Genomic DNA, 13,031 nt, shown 5'->3' with positions numbered 1-13,031 from the left:
TTGCGGTGTGGCTCAGGCGGGGGTTCCGCCGTCGTCCGTGGTGGTCTCCTGCCACAGGGAGATGATGACCTTGCCCGAGACGGCGGAGTCCTTCGCGACGGCGAAGGCGTCGACCGCCCGGTCCGCCGCGAGCTCGTGGGTGATGACGGCCTCGATGGCGGGCGTGGCGTCCAGCATCGTGATCGCCTCGTCGATCTCGTCGTTGAACCGGAAGGTGCCCCGCAGCTGCAGCTCCTTGGAGACCAGCGGTGCGAGGTTGATCGGGCGTGCCTCGTTGGGGACCATACCGACCTGCACGACGATGCCGGCGCGGCGCGCCCCCACCAGCGCCGGGCTGATCGCGGCGGTGACGCCCGAGCACTCGAGGACGACGTCGAAGGCCATCGGCGGGATCTCCTCGACCCCGACCTGGACGGTGCCGTGCACGCCGAGGGCGCGGGCGCGCTCGAGCGGTCCGGGCAGGACGTCGGTGGCGACGACCTCGGTGGCGCCCTTGGCGAGCGCGGCGGCGGCCGCGAGGAGGCCGATGGGGCCGGAGCCCGAGACGAGGACGCGCTTGCCCTCGACGCCGCCGGCGATGGCGATGCCGTGCAGGGCGACGGCGAGCGGCTCGGCCAGGGCCGCGCGGCGCAGGGGGAGGGTCTCCGGCAGCACCCGCAGCATGTCGCGGCCGACGACGAGGTACTCGCTCATCCCGCCCTGGGTGTGCGGCCAGGTGGAGGCGCTGCCCAGGTAGGAGCCGCCTGGCCAGAGGTGGCGGTGGTCCTCGAGCCCGGGCTCCGGCGTGCCGAAGGTGGCCGGGTGGATCGTCACGGGCGTCCCGGGCGCGAGCTCGCCGGAGGGGTCGAGGTCGACGGTGCCGGACATCTCGTGGCCCGGGACGAGCGGCTCGCGCACGACGTACTCGCCGTTGGCGCCCTCGTTGTAGTAGTGCAGGTCGGAGCCGCAGATGCCGCCGAACGCCATCCGCAGGCGCACCTGGCCCGCGGCCGGCTCGGGCGTGGGGACCTCGGCCTCGTGCAGGTCGAGCTTGCCGTTGATGACGATCGCCTTCATGACACTTCCTCGGGTCGTTGTGCCCGGCTGACGGCGAGGTGCCGGCGCCGGGCGGTGATGGTGCGGGTGTGTGGTGCGTGAGCGGGTGTGTGGTGCGTGAGCGGGGTTTGGTGCGTGAGCGGTCAAGTACGCGCGTGTGGCGCGTGCTGGACGGTGTGTGGGTGCGTGAGCGGTCAAGTCCTCACGCTGCTAGGACTTGACCGCTCACGGCCGGGGGGGGGTTAGACGACGGAGGTCATGCCGCCGTCGACGAAGACGTTCTGGCCCGAGACGAAGCTGGACGCGTCCGAGGCCAGGTAGACCAGGGTGCCCACGAGCTCCTCGAACTTGCCCCACCGCTGGGCCGGGGTGCGGCCCACGACCCAGGCGTTGAACGCCTCGTCCTCGACGAGGGCCTTGTTCATCTCGGTGGCGAAGTACCCGGGCGAGATCGTGTTGACCTGGATGTTGAACCGGGCCAGGTCGGCGGCCATGCCCTTGGTGAGCATGACGACCCCGCCCTTGGTGGCCGAGTACGGCGCGATGGTCTGGCGCGCCAGCATCGACTGCACCGAGCCGATGTTGATGATCTTGCCCGAGCCGCGCTCGGCCATGCCGCGCGAGACCTGCTGGGAGACGTAGAACGCGCTCGAGAGGTTCGCGGCGACGATGTCGTCCCAGTCCGCCGGGTCGAACTCGTTGAACGGGGCGCGCCGCTGGATCCCGGCGTTGTTGACCAGGATGTCGGGGACGCCGTGCTCGGCGACCAGGGCCGCGACCCCTGCCGTGACGGCGTCCTTGTCGGTGACGTCGAAGGACACGGTCGCGGGCACGGTGCCGCTCGCGCGGCCGATCGCCTCGGCCGCCGCGGCCAGGGCCGCCGCGTCCCGCCCGTGCAGGACGACGCGGGCGCCGGCCTCCGCCAGCCCGGTGGCCAGCGCGTTACCCAGCCCGCGCGACGAACCCGTCACGAACGCCAGCCGACCAGCGATGTCGAAGAGAGAGCTGCTCATGATGCTCAACCAATCCAGAAGATGACGAGGGTGAGGGCGAAACCGAGGACGGACTCGATGGTCTGCTGGACCGTCCAGGTCTTCAGCGTGGTCTTGACGTCCATGCCCATGAGACGGCCGACGAGCCAGAAGCCGGAGTCGTTGACGTGGCCGGCGAAGACCGAGCCGGCCGCCGTGGCCAGCGTGATGGCCGCGATCTCCACGACCGAGAAGTTGCCCGCGGCGACGGCCGGGGCCATGAGCCCGGCCGCGGTGACCAGGGCGACGGTGGCCGAGCCCTGCGCCACGCGCATGACGACGGCGATGATGTAGGCCGCGAGGATGACCGGCAGGCCGAGGGCGTCCAGCGAGGACGACAGGGCGTCGCCGATGCCCGAGGCGCGCAGGACACCACCGAACATGCCACCCGCGCCGGTGATGAGGATGACCGAGCACACCGGGCCGAGGGAGGAGTCGATGATCTTCTCCAGGGCGCTGCCGTGCTCGCCCCGGCGGGTTCCCAGGACGACGGTGGCGACGAGGACGGAGATCAGCAGGGCGATGGAGGACTCGCCGAGCGCGGAGAGCACCTGGAACCAGGTCGCGCCGTCGTCGAGGACCCCGGCGGAGCGCAGGAAGTCAAGCCCGGTGTTCATGAAGATCAGCAGCAGGGGCAGCAGCAGCATCGCGATGACCGTGCCGACCTTCGGCGGGTTCTTGGGCTGGTCCTCGTCGATGGTGCCGAAGAGCGCGGGGATGGGCAGGACGTGCTTCTCGCCCACGCGCAGACCCCAGATGTACCCGGAGACGTACCAGAGCGGGAAGGCCATGACCAGGCCGATGAGCAGGACGAGGCCGAGGTTGGCGCCGTAGAGCTCCGTCGCGGTGACGGGGCCGGGGTGCGGGGGCACGAAGACGTGCATGACGGAGAAGGCCGCGGCGGCCGGGATGCCGAAGCGCAGCACGTTGTTCCCGAGGCGGCGCGCGACCGCGAAGATGATCGGGAGCATGACGACCAGGCCGGCGTCGAAGAAGATCGGGAAGCCCATGATCAGGGACGCGAGGCCGAGCGCGAACGGCGCCCGGCGGTGGCCGAAGACCTCGACCAGCTTGTCGGCGAGCACCTTCGCGCCGCCGCTGTGCTCGACCAGCTTGCCGAGCATGGCGCCCAGACCCACCAGCAGGGCGACCGAGCCCAGCGTCCCGCCGAAGCTGCCGACCATCGTGTCCACGATCGCGTTCGACGGGATGCCCGTGGCGAACGCCGTGAGCAGCGAGACGAGGACGAGGGTGAGGAACGCGTGCATCTTGAACCTGATGACCAGGACCAGCAGCAGCGCGATGGCGCCCGCCGCGATCCCGAGCAAGGGCCCTGCCCCAAGGGTTTGGGTCCAGTTTTCCATCGATAATCTCCGTTGACGTTACCGGCCAAGGTCGGCCGAAAGGTGCAAGTGTCGGGCGCCACAGGACCGCCCCAGGGGATAGCCTGACATAAAGGTCACACCATTGGCAAAAATCCGCGAATCTTCACGTCCGCTGCGGGTGTGTAATGTCCTGGCGCACAGCGCCGCGCGCCAGCGCCGCGCGCCCGGCGGGAGCGGTTGACGGTCGAGGTGGAGTGACATGACGACGGCACCGGTGCTGCACACCGACGTCCTCAACAGGCTCGGGCGCGAGATCGTCTGCGGCGTCCATCCGCCGGGCAGCGTGCTCACGCTCGCCGGGCTCGCGGTCGACTTCCGGGTCTCCCGGACGGTCGTGCGCGAGACCGTTCGCGTGCTCGAGTCGCTAGGCCTGGTCGAGTCACGTCGGCGCGTGGGGGTCACGGTGCTGGCGCCCCGCGGATGGAGCGTGCTCGATCCCCGCGTCATCCGGTGGCGCCTGAGCGGGCCCGGCCGTGACGCCCAGCTGCACGCCCTCACCGAGCTGCGCCTCGCCGTCGAGCCGACGGCGGCGCGGCTCGCGGCGCACAAGGCCGCGCCCGGGACCGGTGCGCGGCTGCTCGAGCTGGCCGCCGTCATCCGCCGGCTCGGCGAGACCGGCGGCGGGGCGGGGCAGGAGTACCTCCAGGCCGACATCGCCTTCCACACGCTCCTGCTGGAGGCGAGCGGCAACGACATGCTCATGGCGCTGGAGGGGGCCATCACCGAGGTGCTGTCCGGCCGCACCACGCTCGGGCTCACGCCGGCGTGGCCGGTGGCCGCCTCGCTCCACAACCACGAGGAGACGGCGCGCGCGGTGGCCGACGGTGACGAGGACCGCGCGGAGAGCTACGCCCGGGCCGTGGTGATGGAGGTCTGGCACGAGCTGCGCGACGTGGACTTCACGCCGCCGGTCGACGGTGCGCAGCCCTAGTCCCGGCGCGTGCCGGGCTCAGCGCGGGCCGGGGCTCCGGCGCCCCGGTGCCGGTCACGGCGTGATGAGCATGGGGTTGGTCAGCGACTCGCGCGCCTGGAGCAGGTGGGCGAGCACCTGCTCGCGGTACTGGGGAGTGGCCTGCGCCGTCATCAGCGACGCACCCAGGGCGTAGGGGTCCTCGCTCGCGGACCGCGCCGGGACGACGACGGCGAGCCCGTACACCGACGGGTGCGTCTCGCCGTCGTCGACGGCGTAACCCCGCTCTCGCGTCGCCCCGAGCTTGGCCAGCAGCCCGTCGAGCGAGGCCACCGAGCTGTCGGTCCACCTGGGCAGGGTGGCCGGGTCTCGGAAGCGGTCGCGCACGACGGCGTCGTCGAGCTGGGCGAGCAGCGCGTTGCCGACGGCGGTGATGGCGGCGGGGAAGCGGTCGCCGATCGTGGCCGAGAGCCGCAACGGCGCACGGCCCTCGTTCCGGGCCAGGTACAGCACGTGGGTGCCGTCGAGCACGGCGATCTGCAGCAGCTCGCGCGAGAGCACCGGGGAGGCGGCGCACGCCCGGTAGAACTCGCGGACGAGGTCGAAGCCGCGCAGGTACGCCCCGCCCAGGGCCACGAGCTTGCGGCCCAGGACGTAGCCGTCCTCGCGGCGCACGACCAGGCCGGCCTGCTCCAGCGCCAGGCACAGGTTCAGGGTCGAGGACTTCGCCAGGCCGAGCGCCCTGGCGATCTCGGTCAGGCCCATCGCGACCCCGGACTCCGCCAGAACGTCCAGCAGCGCCGCGGCGCGCGTGACGGCGGGCGCGGGGCTGTTCTGAGCAGGGTCGGTCACGGTGCTCCTTCTCCTCGGTCCGGGCCGCCGGCCGTGCCGCCCCGTCGGGCGGAGGCCTGGACCGATTCACTGTACGGAACGCTGTTCGCTATCTTGATCGTACGGCCCGCCGGGCCCACGCGTGTCAACGGGGATGGAAGGGGCCGGGACCATGGAGGACATCGGGTTGATCGGGCTCGGCGTGATGGGCAGACCCATGGCCGGCCACCTGCTGCGCCGGTGCGAGGAAGAGGGCTGCGAGCTCGTCGTCACCAGCCGCCGCAGCGCCGCCGCGGCCGGGCTGCTCGACGCCGGTGCCCGCTGGGCGGAGAACCCGCGGGAGCTGGCGGGCCGCTGCGGGATCGTGATCGTCATGGTCCCCGACCTGCCCCAGGTGCGCGAGGTGCTCGAGGGGGAGGACGGCCTGCTCGCCGGGCTGGCCGGCCCGACCGTCCTCGTCATCTCCTCGACCGTCTCGCCCGAGGGGGTGCGCGAGCTCGCCAGCGAGCTGGGCGAGCGGAGCGACGGTCGCCTCACGGTGGTCGACGCGCCGGTGTCCGGCGGTGAGGAGGGGGCCGTCGCGGGCACCCTGTCGGTCATGGTCGGCGGCGCGGACGCCGACGTCGCCCGCGTGCTGCCGTGGCTGGCCGCCACCGGCACCGCCGTGCATCTCGGCCCGCTCGGCGCGGGCCAGGTGGCCAAGGCCTGCAACCAGCTCATCGTCGCCGCCGAGGTGGTCGCCCTCGCGGAGGCCTCGGTCATCGCCGAACGTGCGGGGCTCGACGTCGCAGCCCTGTTCGCGCTGCTGCAGGGCGGGTACGCCGGGTCGCGGATCATGGAGGTCAAGGCCCACCGCTTCGCCCAGCACGATCACACGCCGTCGGGGCCCGCGAAGTTCATGATCAAGGACCTCAGCTTCGCCCTCGACGAGGCCCGGCGCACCAGCGTCGGGGCCCAGCAGCTGCCCCTCCTGCGGCAGATCTTCACCGAGCTCACCGAGCAGGGCCTGGGGGACTACGACACCTCTGTCACGCAGGAGTACGTGGAGCGGCGCTCGCCGGCGGCGCCCGCCTGACCGCCGGGCGGCGCGCACGGGGGCTGGCGCCCGCCTGACCGGCGGCCGGTGCGCCGGCCGGACGGCGCCCGCCTGACCGGCGGCCGGCGGAGCCCTCAGGCCGGGAGGTTCGCGATGTACGCCTGGACGACCGCGGTGTCCTGGTCGCCCAGGCCTTGCGCGGTCAGCTCGGTGAAGGCGCGGTGCAGCGCCTCCCCCTGCACGCTCGGGGTCCCGGTGCGCTCCGCCTCGGCGAGGTAGGCGGCCAGGTCCTTGACCCAGAACTTCGCCGCACCCGAGACCGAGTAGTCCTTCGTGGCGTAGCGCGGCCCCTTGTCCGCGAGCACGCGGCTGCCCGCGTAGCCGCCCTGGAGCAGCTCGAAGAGCCGGCCGACATCCAGGCCGGCGCGCTCGGCCACGACCGACGCCTCGGCGATCGCGGTGATCTCCGCCGCGCAGATGAGCTGGTTGCAGGCCTTGGCCACCTGGCCCGCGCCGAGGGGCCCGAGATGCAGCGGGGTGCCGGTGTGCGCGAGGACGGGAAGGACCCGGGCGACCGGCTCGTCGTCGCCGCCGACCATGATCGACAGCGTGCCGGCGACCGCGCCGGCCTCCCCGCCCGAGACGGGGGCGTCGACGACGCGCAGCAGGCCGTCGCTCCGCCGGGCCAGGTCGACGTCGAGCTCGCGCACCCCCTCGGGCGAGACGGTCGAGCTGACCACCAGCACCGTCGGCGCGCTCACGCCGGCGACCAGCCCGTCCGGTCCCTCGCAGATCGCCCGGACGTCCGGGATGTCGGGGACCATGACGATCACGACGTCGGCGGCCTGCGCCACCTCGCGGGCGTTCTCCGCCCAGGTCGCGCCCCGCTCGAGGAGGTGCGTCACCCGCTCGCGGTCATAGTTGTTGATGACGAGGGAGCCGCCCTCGCCGATCCCGTCGAGGATGTGCCCGGCCATGGGCCGTCCCATCACGCCGAGCCCGATGAATCCGATCCGGGTCATGCCTGCCTCCGTGCGTCGTCGAACTGCGATCGCGCGTGAACGATGTTCACCGCTCCTCCACTGAATGTGCCGCAGGTGGGCAATGTAGCCGCAGGACGTTCGTCATGTTGAACACGGTTCAAAAATCGTTATGGTTCGTTCGTGCGCAGAGCTGCGCGTGGCCGGACCGCACCAGCCCAACGCACTGGTGCTCCCTCTTTCGGAGTTGAAACATGAGCAACGGAGCGACTGCCGTCCCCGAGGGGTCGGAGGACAAGGAACACGCGGAGGCTCGGAGGTCTCCGGGAAGGTTCTCGTCCACCTGTGGACCGAGGGGGATGAGCTGATGCGCCTCGCCCGGATCGCGACTCCCGCGGGCCCGCGCCACGTCGTCGCCGACGGCGCAGACTGGGTCGTCGTCGAGGATGTCTTCGCCCGCCCGCTCGTGCGGACCGACGAGCGTCATCCCCAGGCGGGCGCCCGGCTCCTCGCGCCGGTGGAGCCGCGCGTCGTGCTGGGCATGGCGCACAACTCCGGCCCCGCCGACCGCCAGCTGCCCCCGCAGGCGTTCATGAAGTCCGCCCGCACCGTGGTCGGCCCGGGCGACCCCGTCCGCATCGACCCCCGCCGCGGCGAGGTCAAGGTCGAGGGCGAGCTCACCCTCGTCGTGCGCCGCGAGTGCCGCAACCTCACCCCCGAGGACGTGCCCGACGCCGTCCTGGGCTGGACCGTCGGCAACGACGTCACAGCCGTGGACCAGACGCCGCTCGACGAGAAGATGACCCAGGCGAAGAACGGCGACGGCTTCACCCCGATCGGGCCCTGGATCGAGACCGACCTCGACCCGCGCGACGTCGCGATCGACGTCGACGTCGACGGCGTGCGGGTCGCCTCCTCCTCGAGCGCGGGACTGGCGTGGGACGTCGTCGAGCAGCTCGTCTACCTGACGTCGCACCTCACGCTCGGGCCCGGGGACGTGATCCTGACCGGCTCACCGGGTACGGCGGCGACCGTGCGCGCCGGCGACCGTTCCGACATCACGCTCAGCGGCATCGGCACGCTGAGCAACCCGATCGTCTGAGCGGCCGGCCGTGACCGACGATATCCTGACCCTGCACCGCCTCGCCCTGGAGATGGGGGAGGCGGAGTCTCGCGGCGACCGCCGCTACTTCGAGGAGCTCCTCAGCCCTGAGTTCGTCATGGGGCGGCCGAGCGGTGCGGTCGACCGCAAGGAGGCGTTCCTCGCCGGGCTGCGCGCCGACGCCGAGCGCACCACCGAGGTCCAGGACATCACCGTCCTGCCGGTGAACCGGGCGCTCGTGACGTGCGTGGTCGTCAAGCGCCCGCTCGGCGACGGCGCAGCTCCTGCGCCCGACGGCGCACCCGGGTCCCCGGCCCGCTTCCACAACCTGCGGGTGTTCGTCCGCCAGGACGAGGCAAGCCCGTGGCGCCTCATCGCCTGGCTCAACGAGCCGTCGCGCACCACCGCCTGACCACGAAGCCCAACGACAAGGAACATCACCATGAGCCCCACCTCCGACCGGCTGAAGGTCGTCGTCGCCACGCCCCTGACGGACGCGCTCTGCGACCTCATCACCGAGCTCGAGCCGCGCATCGACCTCGTCGTCGAGCAGGATCTGCTCCCCCCGATGCGCTGGCCCGGGGACCACGAGGGCGACCCGCGGTTCACCCGGTCCCCGGCGGACCAGGCCCGCTTCGACGCGCTCGTCGACTCCGCCGACGCGCTCTACGGGATCCCCGACACGAACTCCGAGGCCCTGCACCGCGCGGTGCGGGCCAACGCGAACCTGCGGTGGGTGCACACCATGGCCGCCGGCGGCGGCGGGCAGGTCAAGGCGGCCAACCTCGACCAGGCCGATCTCGAGCGCGTGGCCTTCTCGACGTCCGCCGGACCGCACAGCGGACCGCTCGCCGAGTTCGCCCTGTTCGGTGTGCTCGCCGGCGCGAAGTCGCTCCCGCGGCTGCAGGCGCAGAAGTCGCGCAAGGAGTGGACCGGGCGCTGGGCGATGAAGCAGATCTCCGAGATGACCGTCCTCGTCGTCGGCATGGGCAACATCGGCCGCGGGACCGCGGCCCGGTTCGCCGCCCTCGGCGCGCGGGTCATCGGCGTCAACCGGGACACGATCGAGGTCCCGGGGGTCGAGCACGTCTTCCTCCCCGGCCAGCTCGTCGACGTGGTCGGCCAGGCCGACGCCATCGTCAACACGCTGCCCGGGACGGAGAGCACCCACAAGATGATCAGCCGCGAGGTCCTCGCCCTGGTGAAGCCCGGCGTGATCCTCGCCAGCGTCGGCCGCGGCACGGTGATCGACGAGGAGGCCCTCGTCGAGGCGCTGCAGGACGGGCGTGTCGGCTTCGCCGCCATGGACGTCTTCTACGCCGAGCCCCTCGGGCCGGAGAGCCCGCTGTGGACCATGGAGAACGTCCTGATCGCCCCGCACACGGCCGCGCTCAACGACGCCGAGGACCGGCTCATCGCCGAGCTGTTCGCGACGAACGCCACCCGACTCCTCGACGGTGCGCCGCTGGTCAACCGCGTGGACACCGTCGAGTTCTTCTGACGGGACCCTCGTGCGGGGCGGCGCCGCCGCCCCGCACACCCCGGGCGAAGGAAGTCGACGGCGACCGGACCGGGGGACGGCCCGGGGTCCGCCGTCGTGCCTCTAAGTCACCGCAGGTGCAGGCGCTCCATGATCTCGTCCGCGATCTCCTCGGGGGTTCCCGAGATGTCGACGACGATGCCGTTCTCGTCGGCGCCGAGATCCTCGAGCGTCTCGAACTGCGAGGGCAGGAGCGACGCGGGCATGAAGTGTCCCTGACGGCGGCTCAGCCGCTCGGCGATGAGCTCGGCGGAGCCGGCCAGGTGCACGAAGGTCGCATCGTGGTTCGGTCCGGCGAGGACGTCGCGGTAGGACCGCTTGAGGGCGGAGCACGTGATGACCGCGTTGCGCCCGGCGGCCTCCGCTGCGTCGAGCCAGGCGCGGATGGCGCGCAGCCACGGCCAGCGGTCCTCGTCCGTCAGCGGGGTCCCGCCGGCCATCTTGTCGATGTTGGCCTTCGGGTGGAACTCGTCGGCCTCGGCGTAGCTCCAGCCCAGCCGGTGCACCAGGAGCTGGGCGACCGTCGTCTTGCCCGAACCGGCGACCCCCATGAGCACCAGATGGTTCGTCGCGTTCTTAGTCATGGTTCCCGACCCATCGGCGAATATGCGGCCCCCACGGTCTCACCGGCCGGGACAGCGCGGCAAGTACACCGGAACGCCCGGCCGGGGCAGGCCCCGTCAGAGGACCTTGGACAGGAACGACCGGGTCCGTGGCTGCTGCGGGTCGGTCAGCACCTGGCGCGGGTCGCCCTGCTCGACGATGACGCCGCCGTCCATGAAGATCAGCCGGTCGCCGACCTCCTGGGCGAAGGGCATCTCGTGGGTGACGACCATCATCGTCATGCCCGACGTGGCCAGGTCGCGCATGACCGCGAGGACCTCGCCCACGAGCTCGGGGTCCAGCGCGGACGTGGGCTCGTCGAAGAGCATCATGTCGGGGTTCATGGACAGCGCCCGGGCGATCGCCACGCGCTGCTGCTGCCCGCCCGAGAGGTGGGCCGGGTAGGCGTCCGCCTTGTCGACCAGCCCGACGCGCTCGAGCATCGCGTGCGCGACACTGGTGGACTCCTCCTTGGAGCGCCCCAGCACCCGGCGCTGCGCGATGGTCAGGTTCCCGAGGACGCTGAGGTGCGGGAAGAGGTTGAAGCTCTGGAAGACCATCCCGATCCGCGTGCGGATACGGTCCAGGTCGATCTCGGGGTCCATGATGTCCACCCCCTCGATGCGGATGGAGCCGCCGGTGGGCTCCTCGAGGAGGTTGACGGTGCGCAGCAGGGTCGACTTGCCCGAACCCGAGGGGCCGATGACGCAGACGACCTCGCCGGCGTTGATGGTCAGGTCGATGCCGCGGAGCACCTTGTTGTCGCCGAAGGACTTGTGTAGGCCGCGGATGTCGATCGCCGCCACGCCGGGTGCGGCACGTCCGGCCGCGGCCGGACCGGCCACGGCGGCCGGCTCCGCTCCGGCCGCTGGTGGGGTGTGGCTCATCGGGCCCTCGCCAATCGTCGTTCGAACACCGCGACCAACCGGGTCAGCGGGATGGTGATGAGCAGGTACAGCATCGCGGCCATCACCAGGGTGGTGCCGTTGTTGTTGATGCTCAGGCCGTCCCGGGCGAAGGTCGTCAGCTCCTTCGTGAAGACCGTCGAGCCCGCGATGAACAGCAGCGACGTGTCCTTGATGAGCAGCACGAACTCGTTGGTCATGGGCGGGATGATGATCCGGAACGCCTGCGGCAGCGTGATCCAGAACATCGTGCGGCCCGCGGACATCCCGAGCGACCTCGCGGCCTCCGTCTGCCCCTTCGGCACGGCCTGGATCCCGGAGCGGATCGTCTCGGCCATGTACGCCGAGGCGACCAGGATCAGGCCGACCAGGCCGGCGCCCACCTGCCCGAAGGGGACCCGGATGCCCAGGCCGATCGGCAGCACGTACGCCATCGCGAAGATCGTCAGCAGGGCGGGCAGGCCGCGGAAGAGCTCGACGTAGGCGGTGGCGAACCAGCGGTACGGGCCGATCGACGAGAGCTTGAGCAGGGCCATGACGATGCCGAGGATCAGGCCGCCGGCGAACGCGATGATCGTGAAGAGGATCGTGTTCCTCAGCGCGATCGTGATGATCTGGGGGAACTGCTCCCGCGCGATGTCGATGCGCAGGTACTGGTCCTGGATGCGCGCCCAGTCGGTGAAGACCAGCACGATCACCACGGCCGCGATGAAGATCGCGTAGAGGACGCCCCGGGTCAGGCGCCGCTTGGTGGACTTGCGCATGGTGCCCCTCGCGTCAGGAGGCCTTGATGGCGAAGTAGGAGTCATAGATCTTCTGGTAGGTGCCGTCGTCCCGCAGCGTCTTGAGCTGGGCGTTGACGGCCTTGAGCAGCTCGGGCCTCTCGCCCTTGCTCATCGCGAAGCCGTACTGCTCGTCGGTCTTGTACTCCTCGACGACCTTGTACTTGGCGTCGGCCTTCTCGTGGACGATGTTCACGGGCAGGTCCTGCAGGATCGCGTCGATCTGGCCCGCCTGCAGGGCCGGCCACAGCTCGCCGTCGGACGGGAACTCGTTGATGCTCGCGCCCTTGGCGTGCTCCTCGGCGTAGTGCTTCCCGGTGGTGCCCTGCTGGACGCCGACCTTCTTCCCGGCGAGGTCGTTGATGGACTTGATGCCGGAGTCGACCGGGACCAGGAGCGACTGCAGGGAGTCGTAGTACGGGTCCGTGAAGTCGAGGTTCTTCTGGCGCGCCGGGGTGATGGTCATGGCCGACGCGGCGATGTCGCACTGCCCGGACGCGAGGACGGTCCCGGACTGCAGGGCGTCGAAGCTGACGTCGTTGACGACGAGCTTGAGGCCGAGGCCGTCGGCGATCTTCTGGAGCAGGTCCATGTCGAAGCCGCTGTAGCCGCTGGGCGCCGAGGCGTCCTCCACCTCGAAGGGCGGGTAAGGCACGTCGGAGCAGGCGGTGAGCGTGCCCGCCTGGACGAGCTTGAGGTCGTTGCCGGCGGCGGGCGAGGCGGTGGAGGAGCCGCCGTCGCCGCTCGAGCCGCAGGAGGCCAGGAGCAGTGCGGCGGCGAGGGCCGCGAGGCCGGTGCGGAGGGAATGTGCGCTCATCTGTGACTCTCCCGGAGCTGGCGAGGGGTGACGGGTACGACTGGTGTGACAGGGCACTGGTGTCGGCAGACTTC

At 71.4% G+C, this 13,031-nt stretch carries 14 protein-coding genes; 5 read left to right on the top strand and 9 right to left on the bottom strand.

What is annotated here, in order from left to right; translation table 11 throughout:
- Positions 1 to 12 precede the first annotated feature (12 nt).
- From EJK16_RS01805 to EJK16_RS01795, 3 genes are all read right to left on the bottom strand, one after another.
- Positions 13 to 1,056, bottom strand: coding sequence for an L-idonate 5-dehydrogenase (locus tag EJK16_RS01805; protein WP_127125755.1), 1,044 nt, complete (start codon positions 1,054 to 1,056; stop codon positions 13 to 15).
- A 221-nt stretch (positions 1,057 to 1,277) separates the two neighbouring features.
- Positions 1,278 to 2,048: an SDR family oxidoreductase gene (locus tag EJK16_RS01800; RefSeq protein WP_127125753.1), complete on the bottom strand. Its 771-nt coding sequence runs from the start codon at positions 2,046 to 2,048 to the stop codon at positions 1,278 to 1,280.
- Positions 2,049 to 2,053: 5 nt separating this feature from the next.
- A complete protein-coding gene (locus EJK16_RS01795) occupies positions 2,054 to 3,430 on the bottom strand; it encodes a GntP family permease (RefSeq protein ID WP_127125751.1) in 1,377 nt (458 codons plus the stop codon).
- A 220-nt stretch (positions 3,431 to 3,650) separates the two neighbouring features.
- On the opposite strand from EJK16_RS01795, the gene EJK16_RS01790 reads away from it, so the two are divergent.
- Positions 3,651 to 4,382, top strand: coding sequence for a FadR/GntR family transcriptional regulator (locus tag EJK16_RS01790; protein ID WP_127125749.1), 732 nt, complete (start codon positions 3,651 to 3,653; stop codon positions 4,380 to 4,382).
- A 54-nt stretch (positions 4,383 to 4,436) separates the two neighbouring features.
- On the opposite strand, the gene EJK16_RS01785 is transcribed toward EJK16_RS01790, so the two are convergent.
- Positions 4,437 to 5,213 (bottom strand): IclR family transcriptional regulator, encoded by a 777-nt coding sequence (locus EJK16_RS01785; RefSeq protein ID WP_240645712.1) that lies wholly within the window; start codon positions 5,211 to 5,213, stop codon positions 4,437 to 4,439.
- 151 nt (positions 5,214 to 5,364) lie between these two features.
- Here EJK16_RS01785 and EJK16_RS01780 point away from each other — a divergent pair, with 151 nt between their 5' ends.
- Positions 5,365 to 6,267, top strand: a complete 903-nt coding sequence (locus EJK16_RS01780) for an NAD(P)-dependent oxidoreductase (protein WP_127125747.1) — start codon at positions 5,365 to 5,367, stop codon at positions 6,265 to 6,267.
- A 95-nt stretch (positions 6,268 to 6,362) separates the two neighbouring features.
- Here the strand turns inward: EJK16_RS01780 and EJK16_RS01775 are convergent, their stop codons facing one another.
- On the bottom strand, positions 6,363 to 7,250 hold the full coding sequence (locus EJK16_RS01775) for an NAD(P)-dependent oxidoreductase (protein WP_127125745.1): 888 nt from the start codon (positions 7,248 to 7,250) through the stop codon (positions 6,363 to 6,365).
- 325 nt (positions 7,251 to 7,575) lie between these two features.
- On the opposite strand from EJK16_RS01775, the gene EJK16_RS01770 reads away from it, so the two are divergent.
- The 3 genes from EJK16_RS01770 to EJK16_RS01760 are packed head-to-tail and all read left to right on the top strand — an operon-like array spanning position 7,576 to position 9,811.
- Positions 7,576 to 8,310 (top strand): fumarylacetoacetate hydrolase family protein, encoded by a 735-nt coding sequence (locus EJK16_RS01770; protein WP_127125743.1) that lies wholly within the window; start codon positions 7,576 to 7,578, stop codon positions 8,308 to 8,310.
- A 10-nt stretch (positions 8,311 to 8,320) separates the two neighbouring features.
- Positions 8,321 to 8,722 carry a nuclear transport factor 2 family protein gene (locus EJK16_RS01765; RefSeq protein ID WP_127125741.1) on the top strand — a complete coding sequence of 134 codons (402 nt, stop codon included), beginning with the start codon at positions 8,321 to 8,323 and terminating at the stop codon, positions 8,720 to 8,722.
- 30 nt (positions 8,723 to 8,752) lie between these two features.
- Positions 8,753 to 9,811 (top strand): D-2-hydroxyacid dehydrogenase, encoded by a 1,059-nt coding sequence (locus EJK16_RS01760; RefSeq protein WP_127125739.1) that lies wholly within the window; start codon positions 8,753 to 8,755, stop codon positions 9,809 to 9,811.
- A 107-nt stretch (positions 9,812 to 9,918) separates the two neighbouring features.
- On the opposite strand, the gene EJK16_RS01755 is transcribed toward EJK16_RS01760, so the two are convergent.
- From EJK16_RS01755 to EJK16_RS01740, 4 genes are all read right to left on the bottom strand, one after another.
- The gene (locus EJK16_RS01755) at positions 9,919 to 10,434 is read right to left on the bottom strand and encodes a gluconokinase (protein ID WP_127125737.1); all 516 of its coding nucleotides are present in this window, start codon (positions 10,432 to 10,434) and stop codon (positions 9,919 to 9,921) included.
- Between the two features lie 96 nt (positions 10,435 to 10,530).
- Entirely contained in the window at positions 10,531 to 11,340 is an 810-nt protein-coding gene (locus tag EJK16_RS01750; RefSeq protein WP_127125735.1) for an amino acid ABC transporter ATP-binding protein, read from the bottom strand.
- Positions 11,337 to 12,122, bottom strand: a complete 786-nt coding sequence (locus EJK16_RS01745; RefSeq protein WP_205739551.1) for an amino acid ABC transporter permease — start codon at positions 12,120 to 12,122, stop codon at positions 11,337 to 11,339. Before EJK16_RS01745 ends, EJK16_RS01750 begins: the two co-directional genes overlap by 4 nt.
- A 13-nt stretch (positions 12,123 to 12,135) precedes the next feature.
- The gene (locus EJK16_RS01740; RefSeq protein WP_127125731.1) at positions 12,136 to 12,957 is read right to left on the bottom strand and encodes a transporter substrate-binding domain-containing protein; all 822 of its coding nucleotides are present in this window, start codon (positions 12,955 to 12,957) and stop codon (positions 12,136 to 12,138) included.
- Positions 12,958 to 13,031 lie beyond the last annotated feature (74 nt).

Origin of the sequence: Georgenia sp. SYP-B2076 (assembly GCF_003991205.1) — a bacterium.
In the GTDB taxonomy this organism is placed as follows: domain Bacteria; phylum Actinomycetota; class Actinomycetes; order Actinomycetales; family Actinomycetaceae; genus Georgenia.
Note: the sequence above shows the minus strand (reverse complement) of the source record. Positions and strands in the feature narration are given on the sequence as shown.

What these genes read in the sequence shown, in the direction of transcription:
- EJK16_RS01800 (WP_127125753.1), bottom strand. Translation starts at nt 2,048, where the DNA reads ATGAGCAGCTCTCTCTTCGACATCGCTGGTCGGCTGGCGTTCGTGACG.
- EJK16_RS01745 (WP_205739551.1), bottom strand. Translation starts at nt 12,122, where the DNA reads ATGCGCAAGTCCACCAAGCGGCGCCTGACCCGGGGCGTCCTCTACGCG.
- EJK16_RS01780 (WP_127125747.1), top strand. Translation starts at nt 5,365, where the DNA reads ATGGAGGACATCGGGTTGATCGGGCTCGGCGTGATGGGCAGACCCATG.
- EJK16_RS01805 (WP_127125755.1), bottom strand. Translation starts at nt 1,056, where the DNA reads ATGAAGGCGATCGTCATCAACGGCAAGCTCGACCTGCACGAGGCCGAG.
- EJK16_RS01795 (WP_127125751.1), bottom strand. Translation starts at nt 3,430, where the DNA reads ATGGAAAACTGGACCCAAACCCTTGGGGCAGGGCCCTTGCTCGGGATC.
- EJK16_RS01750 (WP_127125735.1), bottom strand. Translation starts at nt 11,340, where the DNA reads ATGAGCCACACCCCACCAGCGGCCGGAGCGGAGCCGGCCGCCGTGGCC.
- EJK16_RS01760 (WP_127125739.1), top strand. Translation starts at nt 8,753, where the DNA reads ATGAGCCCCACCTCCGACCGGCTGAAGGTCGTCGTCGCCACGCCCCTG.
- EJK16_RS01790 (WP_127125749.1), top strand. Translation starts at nt 3,651, where the DNA reads ATGACGACGGCACCGGTGCTGCACACCGACGTCCTCAACAGGCTCGGG.
- EJK16_RS01740 (WP_127125731.1), bottom strand. Translation starts at nt 12,957, where the DNA reads ATGAGCGCACATTCCCTCCGCACCGGCCTCGCGGCCCTCGCCGCCGCA.
- EJK16_RS01775 (WP_127125745.1), bottom strand. Translation starts at nt 7,250, where the DNA reads ATGACCCGGATCGGATTCATCGGGCTCGGCGTGATGGGACGGCCCATG.
- EJK16_RS01755 (WP_127125737.1), bottom strand. Translation starts at nt 10,434, where the DNA reads ATGACTAAGAACGCGACGAACCATCTGGTGCTCATGGGGGTCGCCGGT.
- EJK16_RS01770 (WP_127125743.1), top strand. Translation starts at nt 7,576, where the DNA reads ATGCGCCTCGCCCGGATCGCGACTCCCGCGGGCCCGCGCCACGTCGTC.